General features: G+C 33.9%; 12 protein-coding genes and 2 pseudogenes. 1 reads left to right on the top strand and 13 read right to left on the bottom strand.

What is annotated here, in order from left to right:
- Window positions 1-80 precede the first annotated feature (80 nt).
- The 12 genes from RCJ96_RS13130 to RCJ96_RS13075 all read right to left on the bottom strand — a co-directional run bounded on the left by RCJ96_RS13130 (window position 81) and on the right by RCJ96_RS13075 (window position 14,355).
- Window positions 81-677: a hypothetical protein gene (locus RCJ96_RS13130; RefSeq protein ID WP_270795150.1), complete on the bottom strand. Its 597-nt coding sequence runs from the start codon at window positions 675-677 to the stop codon at window positions 81-83.
- A 274-nt stretch (window positions 678-951) separates the two neighbouring features.
- Complete coding sequence (locus RCJ96_RS13125) at window positions 952-2,802, bottom strand: hypothetical protein (RefSeq protein ID WP_416503797.1); 1,851 nt, start codon at window positions 2,800-2,802, stop codon at window positions 952-954.
- On the bottom strand, window positions 2,792-4,612 hold the full coding sequence (locus tag RCJ96_RS13120; RefSeq protein WP_139302905.1) for an AAA family ATPase: 1,821 nt from the start codon (window positions 4,610-4,612) through the stop codon (window positions 2,792-2,794). Before RCJ96_RS13120 ends, RCJ96_RS13125 begins: the two co-directional genes overlap by 11 nt.
- Before the next feature lie 106 nt (window positions 4,613-4,718).
- A complete protein-coding gene (locus tag RCJ96_RS13115; protein ID WP_074610378.1) occupies window positions 4,719-4,979 on the bottom strand; it encodes a LemA domain protein in 261 nt (86 codons plus the stop codon).
- A 76-nt stretch (window positions 4,980-5,055) separates the two neighbouring features.
- Window positions 5,056-6,483: an arginine-ornithine antiporter gene (gene arcD / locus RCJ96_RS13110; RefSeq protein ID WP_000129464.1), complete on the bottom strand. Its 1,428-nt coding sequence runs from the start codon at window positions 6,481-6,483 to the stop codon at window positions 5,056-5,058.
- 213 nt (window positions 6,484-6,696) lie between these two features.
- A complete protein-coding gene (locus RCJ96_RS13105) occupies window positions 6,697-8,208 on the bottom strand; it encodes an ABC transporter permease/substrate-binding protein (protein WP_074607770.1) in 1,512 nt (503 codons plus the stop codon).
- Window positions 8,209-8,211: 3 nt separating this feature from the next.
- Complete coding sequence (locus RCJ96_RS13100; RefSeq protein WP_074607771.1) at window positions 8,212-9,159, bottom strand: ABC transporter ATP-binding protein; 948 nt, start codon at window positions 9,157-9,159, stop codon at window positions 8,212-8,214.
- 101 nt (window positions 9,160-9,260) lie between these two features.
- On the bottom strand, window positions 9,261-9,818 hold the full coding sequence (locus tag RCJ96_RS13095; protein WP_001045793.1) for a YdcF family protein: 558 nt from the start codon (window positions 9,816-9,818) through the stop codon (window positions 9,261-9,263).
- Window positions 9,819-10,033: 215 nt separating this feature from the next.
- On the bottom strand, window positions 10,034-11,263 hold the full coding sequence (locus tag RCJ96_RS13090) for an MFS transporter (RefSeq protein WP_270795155.1): 1,230 nt from the start codon (window positions 11,261-11,263) through the stop codon (window positions 10,034-10,036).
- Window position 11,264: 1 nt separating this feature from the next.
- The gene (locus RCJ96_RS13085) at window positions 11,265-11,801 is read right to left on the bottom strand and encodes an NADPH-dependent FMN reductase (protein ID WP_074607773.1); all 537 of its coding nucleotides are present in this window, start codon (window positions 11,799-11,801) and stop codon (window positions 11,265-11,267) included.
- A 144-nt stretch (window positions 11,802-11,945) separates the two neighbouring features.
- Window positions 11,946-13,100, bottom strand: a complete 1,155-nt coding sequence (locus tag RCJ96_RS13080; RefSeq protein ID WP_270795157.1) for a glycosyltransferase family 1 protein — start codon at window positions 13,098-13,100, stop codon at window positions 11,946-11,948.
- Between the two features lie 34 nt (window positions 13,101-13,134).
- Window positions 13,135-14,355, bottom strand: coding sequence for a tetratricopeptide repeat-containing glycosyltransferase (locus RCJ96_RS13075; protein WP_074607776.1), 1,221 nt, complete (start codon window positions 14,353-14,355; stop codon window positions 13,135-13,137).
- Window positions 14,356-14,494: 139 nt separating this feature from the next.
- Here RCJ96_RS13075 and RCJ96_RS13070 point away from each other — a divergent pair.
- Window positions 14,495-15,258: pseudogene (locus RCJ96_RS13070) on the top strand (DUF2711 family protein).
- A gap of 67 nt (window positions 15,259-15,325) precedes the next feature.
- On the opposite strand, the pseudogene RCJ96_RS13065 reads toward RCJ96_RS13070, so the two are convergent.
- A pseudogene (locus RCJ96_RS13065) lies at window positions 15,326-15,595 on the bottom strand (hypothetical protein); the annotation flags it as partial.
- Window positions 15,596-15,657 lie beyond the last annotated feature (62 nt).

Here is a 15,657-nt window from a genome sequence, read left to right as displayed (position 1 = left end):
TAAAATAATAAGGGTCTTTTTCATGAAGAATGATTTCATTTTAAAATCGCATTCTCTTTATTATACATATTCATTTCGTTTTATTTGGTTAACATAATATTCTTACTGTATTCTGCGATTAATGCCTGTGCATGGGCATTTCCTTGAATTACATCTCGAAATTCTTTTAAAGAATACAAATGCGTAGCCCCTTTTCGGGCATGAATTCGTACTGGTACACCTTGTAAAGTATCATGAAATTGAAATGGCTTATCTATCGGTTCAATTGGGAAACCGAGTGTTAATAAATACATATACATTCTTTTTGTAACTGCCGCAATATACCATTCTGCTTTCGTTTCTAATGCATGCACAAATAAAATAGCTGTTAGTCTTTTGAAGTGTCCTCTCCCACGGGACGTTTTCGCGATACTTAACTTGCCGATTTCATATACATTTTGTAAATCTTTCACTAAATCATTTTTAGAAAACGGATAGAAAAACTCAGAATTCGATTGCTCTGGTACCGTATACTTCATACATTCTACTGTACCGATATGATGTTCATCTTCTATTAATAAAAATCGTGATGGATTTAAATTACGTTCTACAAACATTAAGTTTCTTTCTTCACAAAAATCTCCCCACAGTTGCTCGAACCAAAAATGTTCTTCCTTTGTTTGGACACGCTGGAACATATTTACCCGCCTTTCCCATCGCCACTCTGTTTTGATAACGCTTTCACTATCTATCATATAAGAACAAATCTTCGTATGCAACTAAAAATATTTATGACTTATTATATTCTGCAAAACGAATTAAATTCCATCTTAATCGCCTTTTATCCCTCATGTACCGTTCGTCTCACAATATATTTCTATTACTTGCAAATTCATATCGTATGAAGCTGTCTCCCATACTGCATATAATTCTTCTTAATCTAAAAAAATCCTTTATAAAAAAGGATTTCTTTTACTTCTTCATGTTTTTTAACCACTTCTCAAAAATTTGTACCATTCCATGTTTCCCCGCTAATTTCTCTTCTCCTTGTTTCGTTTTATATGGATATAATTGCAAAAAAACACCGCATCCAGACTCAATTTTTTTACTATGCATATGACTTCCTGGGTATACACAAATGACTTCATAAATGGCCCTTCGATGATAGATTCGCTTTCCACCCTGTTCTTCTACAAATTTTATAGACCAGTACTTATACATTTGCTCAGTTGCTTTCGTATTCCCAACATGTTGAAAAATATTGTACATTGGGCTATACTTCACTTCAATAATAATAGAAGATTGATAGACGTATTTCTCTTCCTCCTTTACATAACAGTCTAAGCGAATATCCGGCTTCTTCGTGTCTTCTCCATTATAAAAATTACTCCCTTTACTTAATGCAATAAGAGGATGTGTTTCAATTAAATCATTAAATACGACATGGACTTTCATATCATCTCGATGTAAAACTACTGTCGTTCCATCTTGTAATCCATCTACATAAAAATGTTCTTGTATTTGTTCACGAATGGAATTTCTAGCTTCAAAACCAATTTGCTCTAACATGGAAATAACGATAAAAAAAGCGTAATATTCATACACTAAAAAAGTTGGTTTATAAACAAATAATAAAGATGGAGATTGATCTGTATATTGTGGAAGTAAATCTAAATGCTGTAGTAATTGTTGATGTGGTATCGGTAAATTATATGAATTCATCTTACCCGTTTCAGAAACTTCTCTCCAAAATGGAGAATGCATTAAAGTTTGAAAGTATTGTACACTATCATGTACAAAATGCGCTAAAATTTTATATTCTTGTATCTTCATAGAACTTTTTCGTAAATCCGCCTCTTTTAGTAAATGTATATTTTTATATTTTTGTTTCTCTCTATCGGTCACTGATCCATTACGCTCAATTGTTTGTATAATCGTTTTTACAGCTTGAAATTCTTCTGATTTCTTCTTTTTTTCTCTTTCTAATATTTCAATTGTTTGACGCAAAAAATTTTCCGCTTCAAGTAAATAGAGATAAAATTGCATCGCTTTAAATTTAAGAAATGCATTTTCCATACTATTTTTTTGTTCGATAAACTTACGATTATAATATTTTGCATACGGTTTTCTTTCCGCCACTACCGCTCCTTTCCTCGTTGCTTTCCGCTCCTTTTCTTCCCATTTATATTCATGTATAAATTTTGAACTTGATTCTATTTTCTTAAAAATTCGCTTTATCTTTTTCATTTTTTGCGGCAACTTTCTAAGTAACACTAAATAAGAAGAATCTTCAATATCGCTAAGTGCAGAGAAAGTCTTTTTATAATAACCTCTATCTAAAATCAACTCATTTAAAATCGACTTCACATAGTTTTGAATCATTTCAAATTGATCATCAAAAAAATTTTTGGGGACGACTTGAAAAGCGCCATAATACGTTCGCTCTTCTATATTCACTTCAAAATGATATAAACCACAACGCCATGGATAAAAGAATTCCGTTTTTCCATGTTCATATATTAATACCTTTTGTTTTTGGTCATTTATTTCATATTTTGTCTCTTTTATATTCTTCTGTCCCTCATAGACTTTATTCCATATAAAAGTAATATTCATTGGATTTTCATAATGGTATTGCAATCTAATTGGTTTTAATTCTTGCACTTTATAAATACATTGAGCTAATGCTGTTGCAGAGGTACAAAGACGATTTAATAAAATATATTCTCCTTTTGACTCCGTTCCAATAATTAACTTTAATACAAAAGGAAGCGTTTCTTTCGTATCAACGATTTCTGTTTCGTATCGCCCATCATTTTGCATAACCATACAACTCCAGTTCTCTACGCTTTTCTCTTATATATGCTAAAGAGTGTTCAAATGTAGATACTCTGTTTGCAAGTGGAGATTGCAAAAGAGGTACTAATGTTGCCCCCCTTTTTACTTCCTCTGAAAGTAAAGACCCAACCATCATTTCAGTCCCTCTTATTTTCGTCAATACACGTTGCTTTATTTGTAAATCAAATCCTTCCTCTCTACTAATCATATAAGAATGATTATTTTGGAACGGTATATTTTGCAAATAAGTAGCAATTGCATTTGCACATCGAAAAGAAATTCCCTTTGACGTATCGTGTGATGACAATACACCATGTAACTTATCTAATAGCTCTAACTCTTCTTCAGAAAACACCTCAATCATCGTTTTATTCCTGACCCAATTTATGCGAAATTCTCCTGCAGTTACTTTCAGAGGTGGTTGTAATACAACTTTCTCTTGCTCCATACACATCTCACAAAACGGAATCTTTCGTAAAGTTATTACATTCGTCCGATCTAATAATCGATCTGAGAGCTCCTTCGTTGTTTCATCAAAATTCACAGTACCAACAAATATAATATTTTCTCCAATTTCAATTGTTGGCGGAATTGAATTTTCTTTTTCTTGCAAACCTTCATATAAATTTAAAATACGATTTTGTTTTTCAAGTTGAAGAACAGATAGAAATGGAGTAAACCAATGCTCAATATGTGACATATTCATTTCATCAAAAACGATTATATACAGCTGATTTTGATTTTCTTTTGCCTTCATTAACGCCCTAACTAATTTTGTTTCACTTTCAATAAAAGTACCATTTGGATGAAGGTAACCAAGTAAATCATGTGGTTCTTGATATGATGGTGAAATCGGGATCCAAACCAATTCTTCCCCGTATTGTAATCCAAGTGCTTCTGCATAAGCTTGCACAAAACGGGATTTTCCAGCACCTGGTATCCCCCCCAGAATCGTCAACATATTTGTTTTTGTACTTATATGAAAGTTATAAATATCTGTTTCATCCAGATATAGCCCTTTATTACGTACAAAACTTTTCACATACTGTAAAAAGACGGATTCACGCTCATCCCATTCCCATTCATCCTTTTGCACTTTTATTTCCTCTACCTCTACAAGCTTACCTTCTTCAGTTATTCGTTTTTTTAATTGCTCATACACATGATTGCTTACAAAATATAATTGATCTTCTACCGCTATTTCTACATACTTCATCCAATCATTAAGTTCTATATACTTACATTCCCGCTGCTGTTCAAAATATGCGATTGAACTAATTGACGATGACTTTAAAGATATATTTCCATATAACCTTCCCTCATGCCACAATAACTCAGGAGGCTCAAAGTCTTTCGGATATTTTGGCATTAGAAATGACAAATAACCATTATTAAGTTTTCTTTCTAAAGACTCTCCCTTTTTATAATCGGAAACTTTAGGTACTGGAATCATTTTATAACCGTTTGCTATTTCTCGCGCTTCTTCTGTACAAATTAACTCCACGTATATATGTCCTCTTTCATAATAGAGACGAAACATAATCAATTGCTTTTCTAGTTTTCTTTTCTTTAATTCCGAAAAGACTTTTTCATTCTTTTTATTGCTACATAAACCTTCAAATACATATGGTTCATTTTTCAATTGCTCTTGCAACGTGAATGGTATTGGCGATAGGCATTGTACAAAGAAATTCTCTCCACTCTTCTCACTCTCTGCTTTTGTAAACTTCCCAATAAACCTCATATAGTACATTCGTTTTATAAAACTTGGCTGAAGAGCTTTATGTAATTTCACCTTCGTCACCTTCTTTTTTTCATACTATTCTTAGTGTATGAAAGAAACGCAAAACTAGAAACAAAAAACCTGACGTTATCCGCCAGGTTCAAAATGAAATCGTATATTAATGAGATGGAAATGCGTTTTTCTCTTGTAAGATGGCATTATGAGCAATTTTCATTTTAGCAAGTACATATCGTAAACGATCTTCAGCGTTTTCATCTTTATGTTGCTGTAATTCCGCCAAATTCTCTACCGCACTCGCTAAATTTTCAATCACTCCTCGCAGTTCAGGATGATGATTAAAAAAAGATTCTTGCACTAACACTTTCCTTACTTCACTCGCTAAATCAACAATTCTCGTCAACTGTTCTTTTCCTTCCATTTTCATCCCTCCTGAATATCTTATGTATTAAATATTCTATAAACAAAGAAAAAAGCCCTTTAAATGAAAAGGACTTTTACATTTTTATATTTCCAGTCAATAACATATAAAGAGATGTAACAGCTGCTACAACAATTGCCCACATTACATATCTCTCTATACGAGTAAAACAACGATTTCCTTTTTCTTTTCTTGCGTACACATAAACAATGATCCCAATTCCGTATACGATTGAAACGAGCAATAAATTCTTCAAACCAGCTGCATAAATAAGCCATACAGAGTAAAGTGAAGCAATTAAAGCTAGCGAACCATTTTTCACTTTTGCATCTTTTAGTTCATTTGTAATCACTAATTTGAATTGGAATAACGCTGATAATAAATATGGTACTAAAATTGATGTTGACGCTATGAAATACATAATTTGATATGTTGACTCTGAAAACAGAACGATTATAAATATAACTTGGGCAACGCCATTTGAGATCCATAATGCCATATGCGGCGTTTGTTTTTTATTTGTTTTCGTAAAGACTTTCGGAAACACACCATCTTTTCCTGCTACATGGGAAATTTCAGAAACAAGTAAAAACCAACCTATTAATGTACCTACAAGTGAAGCAACTAACCCGATGTTAATCGCTACTGCGCCCCACGTCCCAACAACATGTTCTAATACATGTCCCATTGACGGCGTTTCTAAAACAGAAAGCTCTCCTCTTGTCATCGCTCCCATTGACAAGACAGAAATTAAAATATAAATAGACATTACTAAAATAAGTCCTAATACTGTCGCTTTACCGACGTCTCGACTATTTTTCGCTCTTCCAGATAATACTACCGCTCCTTCAACCCCGATGAAAACCCAAAGAGTTACAAGCATTGTATTCTTCACTTGACCAAGTATAGAGGAAACTGAAATAGTTCCTTCTCCCCAAAAATCATGTGTAAATGTATCCCAGCGAAACGCTGTTACCATTACAACAATAAATAATACGATTGGAACCAATTTCCCTATTGTTGCAATCACATTCATAATAGATGCTTCACGAATGCCAAATAAAATTAGAAAATGAAGTGTCCATAATAAAAGTGATGCTCCTACGATAGACGCAACACTATTTCCACCTTTAAAAATGGGGAAGAAATAACCTAATGTACTAAACAGTAACATGATTGTTGCAACGTTTCCTAAAATTCCTGCTAACCAGTATCCCCAAGCACTGTTAAATCCGATATATTCACCGAAACCAGCACGTGCATAACTATAAATCCCGCCCTCAAGCTCTGGTTTCTTTCTTGCTAACGTTTGATATACGAGCGCGAGTGGAATCATTCCCATCGCTGTAATACACCAGCCAATTATGATAGAGCCGCTATTTGCTCCTACTGCTAAATCATGCGGTAAACTAAAAACACCGCCACCAACCATTGTTCCGACTACTAATGCAATTAATGGAAAAAATCCTAACTTCTTTTCTATTTGTACCACCCCATCTGTCATTCTAGGTGTTATGTTCGTTCAACTATTAAAGTCACCTTTTTCTCTAATAGACGCTTCTCTTATATTTTTTCAGGAAAACATTACTTATTCTAAAAGAAAATGAAGAAAAATGGAATACTTTTTTGAAAAAATGTATAAGTATGCACAAAAAAACCGTTCATTTTATAATGAACGGTCATTTCATACATATGAATTTGTATATTTTTTGTAAATTTAACGAAGTAAATTCTCTTTTTGTAAAAATTGTTTTGCGACTTCTTCACCACTTTTACCATTCACATTTACTTCATAATTCATTTTTCGCATTTCTTCATCTGTAATTTTTCCAGATAATTTATTTAATACTTTTTCAAGTTCAGGATATTTTTGTAATGTCTCTTTTCTTAATAACGGTGCACCTTGATATGGTGGGAATAACCCTTTATCATCTTTTAACACTTTAAGTCCGTACTGTTCCAATTCACTATCTGTTGAATATGCATCGATTACATTAACATCCCCTGATTGAATTGCACTGTAACGTAATTTCGGTTCCATCGTTTTCACATTTGAAAATTTATAGTTATATATTTTTTGCATTCCTTTATAACCGTCTTCACGATCAGCAAATTCTAATGTGAACCCTACCTTAGCATCCTGTGCAATATTTCCTAAATCAGAAATTGTACTTATATTCTTTTGATCTGCTATTTTTTTCGGCATAGCTAGTGCATATGTATTGTTATACTCCATTGGTTTCAACATAACCATACTATATTTCTTTTCCATTCCAACGCGAGCCTGCTCATATACTTCATCCCGATTTGTACTTTTTGGCTCTTCTTTCACGAATGTAGATAAAGCTGTTCCCGAAAACTCAGGGTATATATCTACTTCCCCTGATTTCAATGCTTCGAATACAAATGATGTTTTTCCAAGACCTGGTTTTAATTGTACATGTAAATCGGTATCTTGTTCAATAAGCTGCTTATACATTTGAATTAAAATTTCAGGTTCTGATCCAAGTTTACCCGCAATAACAATATCTTTCTTTTCTGTATTCCAAAGAAATGGAGAAGCAACCATTATACAAACAATACATATCGTCAATATAACACGCTTAGACGAACGTTTTGGACTCTCAAGTACCCGAAGTACTATATCAAAGAATAAAGCAAGTAACGCGGCTGGTACGGCCCCTAAAATGATAAGCGCATGATCATTCCGATCGATACCAAGCAATATGAGTTTACCAAGCCCACCAGCACCTATAAGAGCTGCTAATGTAGCCGTTCCAACAATTAATACCATTGCCGTACGAATACCGGCCATAATAATTGGTAATGCAAGAGGAAGCTCTACCTTCCACAGTCTTCTCCAACTATTCATCCCCATAGCTTTCGCTGCTTCGATTAAAGATTCATCTAACTCCCGTATTCCTGTATATGTATTGCGTAAAATAGGTAATAGTGCATACACAACTAATGCGATAATCGCTGGAAGTTTTCCGATTCCTACTAACGGAATTAATAGTCCGAGCAATGCAAGTGATGGCACTGTCTGCATTACTGCAGAAGTTCCTATTATAAATTCAGCCATTCGCTCTTTTCTCGTTAATAAAATGCCAAGCGGTACCGCAATAATTACTGCAAAAAATAATGAAATAAGCGATATTTGTAAATGCTCACTTAATGCAGTTAGTAATTCTATTTTTCGTTCTTGAAACGTCTGTATAAAATTAGTCACTGTTTAGCCTCTTTCCTTCATTTGTTCAACGATATAATTGACAATATGACGACTTGTTAAAGCTCCAACATATCGACCATTTTCTTCAACTGGAACGACTTCATCAGCTCGCAGGCGAACTAATGCTTCTTGTAAAGAAGAATGTAATGATAGTGCCTCCCCTTCTATCCGCATACTTTCATCAAGTGGCAATACATCTTCAATACTTTTCCCCTCATACCAAGGTCTTCCACGATTCCCAATGAATTCTTCTACAAATTCATTTTTCGGGTTATGTATAATTCCTTCTGGCGTATCTAATTGAACAACTTTTCCTTCTTTCATAACACAAATGCGATCTCCAAGTGATAATGCTTCTTGCATATCATGTGTTACGAATACAATTGTTTTTTGAATCTTCTTTTGCAATTGTACGATATCCTTCTGAAGTTGCTCTCTACTTAACGGATCTAACGCACTAAATGGTTCATCCATAAGAACGATTTTCGGATTTGCGGCTAATGCCCGTACGACACCAATACGCTGCTTTTGCCCACCTGATAATTCATCAGGCATGCGATCGCGATATACATCTGGATCTAGCCCGACCATCTGGAGCAACTCATCGACACGAGCTTTTATTTTTTCTTTGCTCCACTTTCTCATTTCAGGAACAACTGCAACATTTTCAGCAATTGTCATATGAGGGAACAAAGCGATTTGCTGCAACACGTACCCTATATCCCAGCGTAATTCATTAATATTGTATTCTTGAATATCTTTTCCATCGATTAAAATTGAGCCTTCTGTCGTTTCAATTAAACGATTCATCATCTTCATTGTCGTTGTTTTCCCGCAACCACTCGGACCAATGAGAACAAAAAATTCTCCTTTTTTAATTTCTAAATGCAATGAATCCACTGCTTTTGTGCCATCTTCATATGATTTTGACACTTGATTAAACTGAATCACAAATACAACTCCTTTATCGTTGTTTCCTTTATTTTGATGGAATATGGAATTCATTTCAAATGATACGCATTATTCAACAAAAAAGAGCTCACATTTGAGCTCTAACGGTCTAACAATATTGTTTTCATTATAGCGGCATATTCACGCACATACATTTTTCTCTTAGAGCGCATTGGCGTTTCAGCAGCTAGTGCCTCCATCCTCATGCCTAAACGCTTTGCAATTATTTTCGTTCTATATAAATGATACGTATTGCTTACAACTACCGCATGTTTCACATCATATAAATCTATACTAAACTTTAAATTCTCATACGTATTTGTAGATTGATCTTCTATTAAAATACGACTCTCATCTATACCATGTACCATTAAATAGTTCCTCATACTATGAGCTTCCGGTATATCTTCATCTTCTCCTTGACCGCCTGAAACAATTACTTTCGCTTCAGGATGAGAAACTAAATATTCCAATGCTACATCCAAACGGTTTTGAAGAGATAAAGACGGTCTATCTCCAAATAACTTTGCACCTAATATAAGAACGTACGGAGAGTGATGGCTCAACTTTTCACGAGCAACTTTCTTCATTCGAAAGGTCATATAAAGGATGTATAGTGGTGGTAATAATAAGATTATAAGTAATATCCATTTGTTCATATATACTTCTGCCTTCCTTTCTTTTTAATTATATAGAAAAAGATAGGAAGGCAGAAGTATTTTTTATCCCGCTTTAATGGGCAGTAAGACCCCCACCTCAAAATTCAGCGAAAGCAAAAAAGTTAAGTGGGGATCGGGCTGCCCATTAAAGCCCGATTGGTGAGGGCTGATAATCAGTGGGATGGAAAAAAAACCTACTGATTATTAGTTTCACTTTATATGATTGATTTATTAGAAACGTTCGTTCTTACTTTACGCTGTGAAAGTACATAATAGATAGCGATTCCTAATGAAAAGATCAATATGCAGCTTAATACGTAAAAAGGAAGCATTACCCCAGCTTTAGATACACCAGCTGTAAACAGCATTAATAATACAATTCTTATTCCTGTACCAATTAATCGAAATAAGCTGTCAACACGTCCCATTACTTCGTTTGGGATTTCCTCCATCATCAATACATTTCTCGCCACTCTTGTCCCCGCATTTCCAATCGCATGAAAAATCGCTAGTCCATATAACAACATTACGGAAGGTTCAATAATCATTGCGGTAATTGAAATTACATAAATGCACATCGTCATAACGATTGAAACTTCTGTTTTGACATATTTCATTAAGAGTGGAATACAGATTCCTGCAACAACAGCTCCAACACCGTACATCATTCCCTCTATCGCGTATACAGAGGCATTAGCTTTAAGTATATCCGAAATATAAACTGGTATTAAATAATTTGCCATCATGACACCTATAAACGGCATATAAGTAGCAAGTAAGAACCAAAAGAGCTTAGGACGGTTTTTCATAAAGTGAATTCCTTCGAACAATTGCTTCTTAAATGTTATTTTCTTTTTAATCTCTTTTTTCTTGACATACGGTATACATAAAAATAGCAATAATGCTCCTGCAAAAGTTAACATATCTACTAACAATATCCACTTCAAAGACACAACTTCAATTAGGAAGCTCGCGGCTGCTCCTGAAATAACTTGTGTTAACTGTCCTTGTATTTCCATCGTTCCACTTAAACTTTTATAATGTTCTGCTTGAAAAATTTCTTGGTTGAACGCAAAAATTGTAGGATAAAATAATAGATAGTAAAAAGAGCCTGCTATATAAATAAGAATATAATGAATAGAATGATAGGATTGCCCAGCAAATCCCCATATAACCATTATTCCGATTACGGCTATCCCAATACCTTCATTGCATAATAATAAAGATTTTCTTGAAAAACGATCAATACTTTGCCCGATAAACGGAGTTAACAAAAACATAATCAGTGTTGAGATGATGGAAACATAACCAAACGTTGTCTCTCCTCCACTCTCTTTAATTAACAACCATGGAATCGTTATCATTACAATACCGGAACCAATAGCTGATAGACTATTGGCCCCTAGAATGAAATACAAGCGTGAATCTTTATAAAGAGATGACATATCACTCAACCCCTAGTTGCTTTTTCACCTCTTTATATACGCTCATATATGCTTTCAATTCTTTAACTAAATCATGAATTAATGGTTTTGCATCTTCACCCAGTTCACCGTCTTGTACATGAAGTCCATCAAGCACAACTTGTTTTGGGATGGCATTGGCGTATACCCCTCTAGCAACAGTACGCATACTGTTTAATGCGTTAATTCCACCTTTACCGCCTCCTGCAACTGCAAGTAATGCGACAGGTTTATGAACAAATTCACTACTACTTAAGTAATCTAGCGAATTTTTCAACGCCCCACTCATTGCATTATGATATTCAGGTGTACATAGCACTACGCCGTCTGCATTTTTCACTAACGCCTTTAATTTTTTTACCGCTTCTAATTCACGTTGTGATTCTTCCCCATTATATAAAGGTAGTTCTTCTACTGCTAAATCGAATAACTCCCCTTCAAATTGGTCAGCAATATATTTTGCCACCACGCGAGTTCTACCAAATTTTCTTGGTGTACCGTTAATAACAACTAGTTTCATGATTATTTCTCCCCTTTGTTTTCAATTTCTACTTATATATTATCAGAAATTTCTATACAAAACACAATATAAAGAGTTAACTTGTTTCATAAAATAGTATGATAAACAAAAAAGAACTCATACTTTCGTATGAGTTTCGTACAATTACTTTGTTTCATCTCTCATGCTCAATGTACCTAAACTTTCATTTGCTTTAAAATGGTTATATGCTTTTTCCGCTAATCTTTTCCGTTCTTCTGGTAATTCTATATATTTCATTACGTTTTCAATTATTTTTTCATACGGAGTAAATACAATACCCGGCCAATCTATTTCGTCCTCTGGGTTGCTATTTTCCGAAATAATAAATTTCTTATTTGCCACTGCATAAGAAACTCGAGGAGTTTCAAGAATACCAGATAAGTAAAAGTGGATATTTAATATAATTTTAGACCTAGCAATTAACTCATTTCTAACAATTCCCCATGCATTATTTTTAAAAACAATATTTAAATTCGGGGCAACGACTTTTAATTGATCCAATATAGCTTGCCGTCTTGGGTTAAGAGCACCTATAAACAGTATATCAATGTCTTCAATTAATTCTTCATCAAATGCATCTTTTTTTATTTCTAAAGTTGGTGCATAGTTCATGCCTACATGTTTTATTTCTTTTCCTACTCCTCTTTGTTTTAACCATTCTATATTTTGTTTACTATAATCCCAAATTTCCTCATCTTTTAATAACATTAAATAAAGAGGATGCGCATAAGGGCTTCCTTCATATAGCTGTTCTAAATTATAAATAATTGCATTTTTCGGAAGGAGATGTGGGCTATGTGCATATGTATGCGCTCCAAAAACAATTGTATTCCCCACATTTTCGAGTATTGTTTCTGATATGATTGCTGTATTTCCCTCTTGCTCCAATCGCCATTTCAAAGCTCGCGCAACATCTATAAAACTACCATACGTCTTTGGGCATATAAACAAACAATAATCATATTCTTTATTCAAATAAGCTTCCATTAGCCTTAAATTATTCTTATATAAATCTACATCCGGATATTTCAGTAAAAGATCCTTTGCATGTTTTTTTGCTACTTTATATAGTCCAGCATAATAAGCAGCAATGCACCTTCTTAATTCAATTCTTTGCTGATGTTCATCTGATACGTCCATGTTTAACAGAAGATTTGCGATACAATACGCCTTTAAATGATCACGATCATAATAATAATCTAGTAGTGGCAACAATTCTTCATACGTATTTCCATGCACAGATTCTCCTAGTTCTAGCGCCCATCGTATTAATTCCATTATTACTCCACTACTCCTTTAACCGAAATTGTGTTTAATAAAATTTCGCATTACTTTCTACCATATTTGCTATATGCAACGGTAACTCATCTTTTTTCGATTCCAAAAATTTTTGTGACACTGCACCTAAATGTTTTTTATGTGGTATATAAAAAGCACTTATAGAAATCTCATAGTCAAATAAGTAATCATATACATGATAATCTACAAATAGAAGATCATTTTTTGGAAAAGGAACTTCCTTCCCTTGCAGAGCATACATCAAAGCAATGTTATTTTGAGATTTTAATCGATACATTCTTGCAAGTTGATATAACGGCTCAGCCCTAGTTGGTCTATATTCCCACGCTTTTTGAAAATAAAGAACAGCTAATGCTGTAAATTGCTCTTCTTGTTTCTTAGCATTTTCTTTTTCATCCGCTTCTGTTACTTCAAGTTGTTTATTTGCTGAACGAGTTGCTAATTGTTCATAACAAAATCCTATTCGCAATAACGAATAGAATACCTCTTCAGCCCATCCCCCTGCTTCCACTCGTTTTTTATACCATTTAATCGAATCTTCAAATTGACTTAAATGAAAATACGTTTGGGCTAAATAAAATAAATATCTTATATGCAAATCTGGCGTAGTTTCTGGATCACTCAGCCCTTGTAACAACAGCCTCTCATCTCTTTCAAATTTATCCGCTTTACTCCCACCATCACCAGGGTCATTAACGACAAGCGTCTCCAGCCTAGCTACTCTCGTATTGTAATTCTCTCCAACTTTGGAACGATCTATATCCCAATACTCATGAGTAACACCGACTGATTTCCATGGTAAAGACGCTTTTAAAAGCCGTGTAAGCCAATACTTAATATGAATATCATATTGTAATGTAAGATAATGATCTTCCGTTAAGTTCGTTTTATCGAAATTCGGATCAACCTCTAAAATCATATCCGCATCTAATATTAATAAATAATCTGCTTCTGGGTATGTTTTTTGCGCTAACGAAACAGCTAGGCTTCTGTTATAACCAAAGTTTTTAAACGGCTCATGATGAACCGTCCCAGGTATCTCATTTTCCTTACACCAATTTTCAATAATTTCAGGCGTATTATCCGTCGATCCAGTATCACAAATAGAAACAAAATCTACAATTGATTTCGTAGCATTTAAACATCTTTCCATAATTCTAGACTCGTTTTTAACAATCATACAAAGACATAACTTTTTTTCTTTCTTTACAGACTTCACTTGCTCATTTCCCATTTAACCACCTCATATTTTATTAACACGCTCTTTTCATATGTAACATCATTTCTTAGCTACACTGATGACATAACCATCCTTTTACTATTTATGAAAACTTCATTTTATTTATTCTTATTTTTATGTTGGGACATATTTCATGCAGCGCTTTATACTTAATACAATCAATACAAAAAACATAATGCGGGAATCCGTACATTTCAAAGTCTAAGAGGAGGTTATATTTTGTTGGATTACATTTGGCTAGATGACAAATCGCCAATTTTAGAACAACTACCATGCACCTTTAAATCTGCAGCTATATTACTACACCCTTTTGTCCAAATGCCTTTAGGATGGGAAAAGTCTGTGAGAAAAAGACCATATGAGCACATCTATCCTAGCGCTGAAGAAATCATTCATAATGGGAAATCCGTTTCTTGGAAGGAAATGATGTCTTATAGTGGATTACATTCATACGCAGAATTAGCAATGGCCATGTTGACTTCCATTGGTGCTTTTACAGAAGAATATAAAAGAGAGGATTTAGCTGAAAAACTACATTCAAACTTAAAAGAAGATCTTTATTATCCAACAGAAGATTATACGTCTATATTTTTATTACATAAATTACTTAAACTCCTCGGTTCTAAAGGTGCAAAAAATTTATATTTCTCTGAACCAATTCTTGATATAAACGGATTATTAGAGGTAGATAATACTACTCCATTAGATATTTGGGACATTAGCAATAATGAGTTAATTATTACTGGCGAAGACAATGAGTATGCGTTTATGAGTATATTTGATTCCTTTACAACCTTATTATTAGCTAAAGAAGAAAATATAGAATATATTGTTCAATCAATGAACGTTGAAGCTGTCATTTGTGACAAAAAAACGATGATTGATTGGTATTTTTAAATTAGTAATTTCTTAAACTATAAAAAGAAACTTGCGCTTATGCACAAGTTTCTTTTCAAAAACATCCTTATTTTTTCACAACTTCATGTCCACCGAACTGATTACGTAATGCTGAAACTACTTTTCCATGGAATGTATCATCTTATTGAGAACGATAGCGCATAAATAATGACATAGCGATAACTGGTGCTGCAGCTTGCAGTTCAAGTGCAGTTTCAACAGTCCATTTTCCTTCTCCTGAAGAGTTCATTACACCTTTAATGCCATCTAGTTTCGGATCTTCTGCAAATGCTTTTTCAGTTAAGTCCATTAACCAACCACGGATAACGGATCCGTTCGGTAAAGTTACATAATATCCGTTTCGAAACAAACTCTTTTTCTAGTTTTTGAGTAACTTGT

Source organism: Bacillus sp. BSL6 (assembly GCF_052928345.1).
Note: the sequence above shows the minus strand (reverse complement) of the source record. Positions and strands in the feature narration are given on the sequence as shown.

Coding starts and splice junctions, on each gene's coding strand:
- arcD (WP_000129464.1), bottom strand. CDS start 6,483: ATGACAGATGGGGTGGTACAAATAGAAAAGAAGTTAGGATTTTTTCCA.
- RCJ96_RS13095 (WP_001045793.1), bottom strand. CDS start 9,818: ATGAACAAATGGATATTACTTATAATCTTATTATTACCACCACTATAC.
- RCJ96_RS13075 (WP_074607776.1), bottom strand. CDS start 14,355: ATGGGAAATGAGCAAGTGAAGTCTGTAAAGAAAGAAAAAAAGTTATGT.
- RCJ96_RS13090 (WP_270795155.1), bottom strand. CDS start 11,263: ATGTCATCTCTTTATAAAGATTCACGCTTGTATTTCATTCTAGGGGCC.
- RCJ96_RS13080 (WP_270795157.1), bottom strand. CDS start 13,100: ATGGAATTAATACGATGGGCGCTAGAACTAGGAGAATCTGTGCATGGA.
- RCJ96_RS13125 (WP_416503797.1), bottom strand. CDS start 2,802: ATGCAAAATGATGGGCGATACGAAACAGAAATCGTTGATACGAAAGAA.
- RCJ96_RS13085 (WP_074607773.1), bottom strand. CDS start 11,801: ATGAAACTAGTTGTTATTAACGGTACACCAAGAAAATTTGGTAGAACT.
- RCJ96_RS13115 (WP_074610378.1), bottom strand. CDS start 4,979: ATGGAAGGAAAAGAACAGTTGACGAGAATTGTTGATTTAGCGAGTGAA.
- RCJ96_RS13130 (WP_270795150.1), bottom strand. CDS start 677: ATGTTCCAGCGTGTCCAAACAAAGGAAGAACATTTTTGGTTCGAGCAA.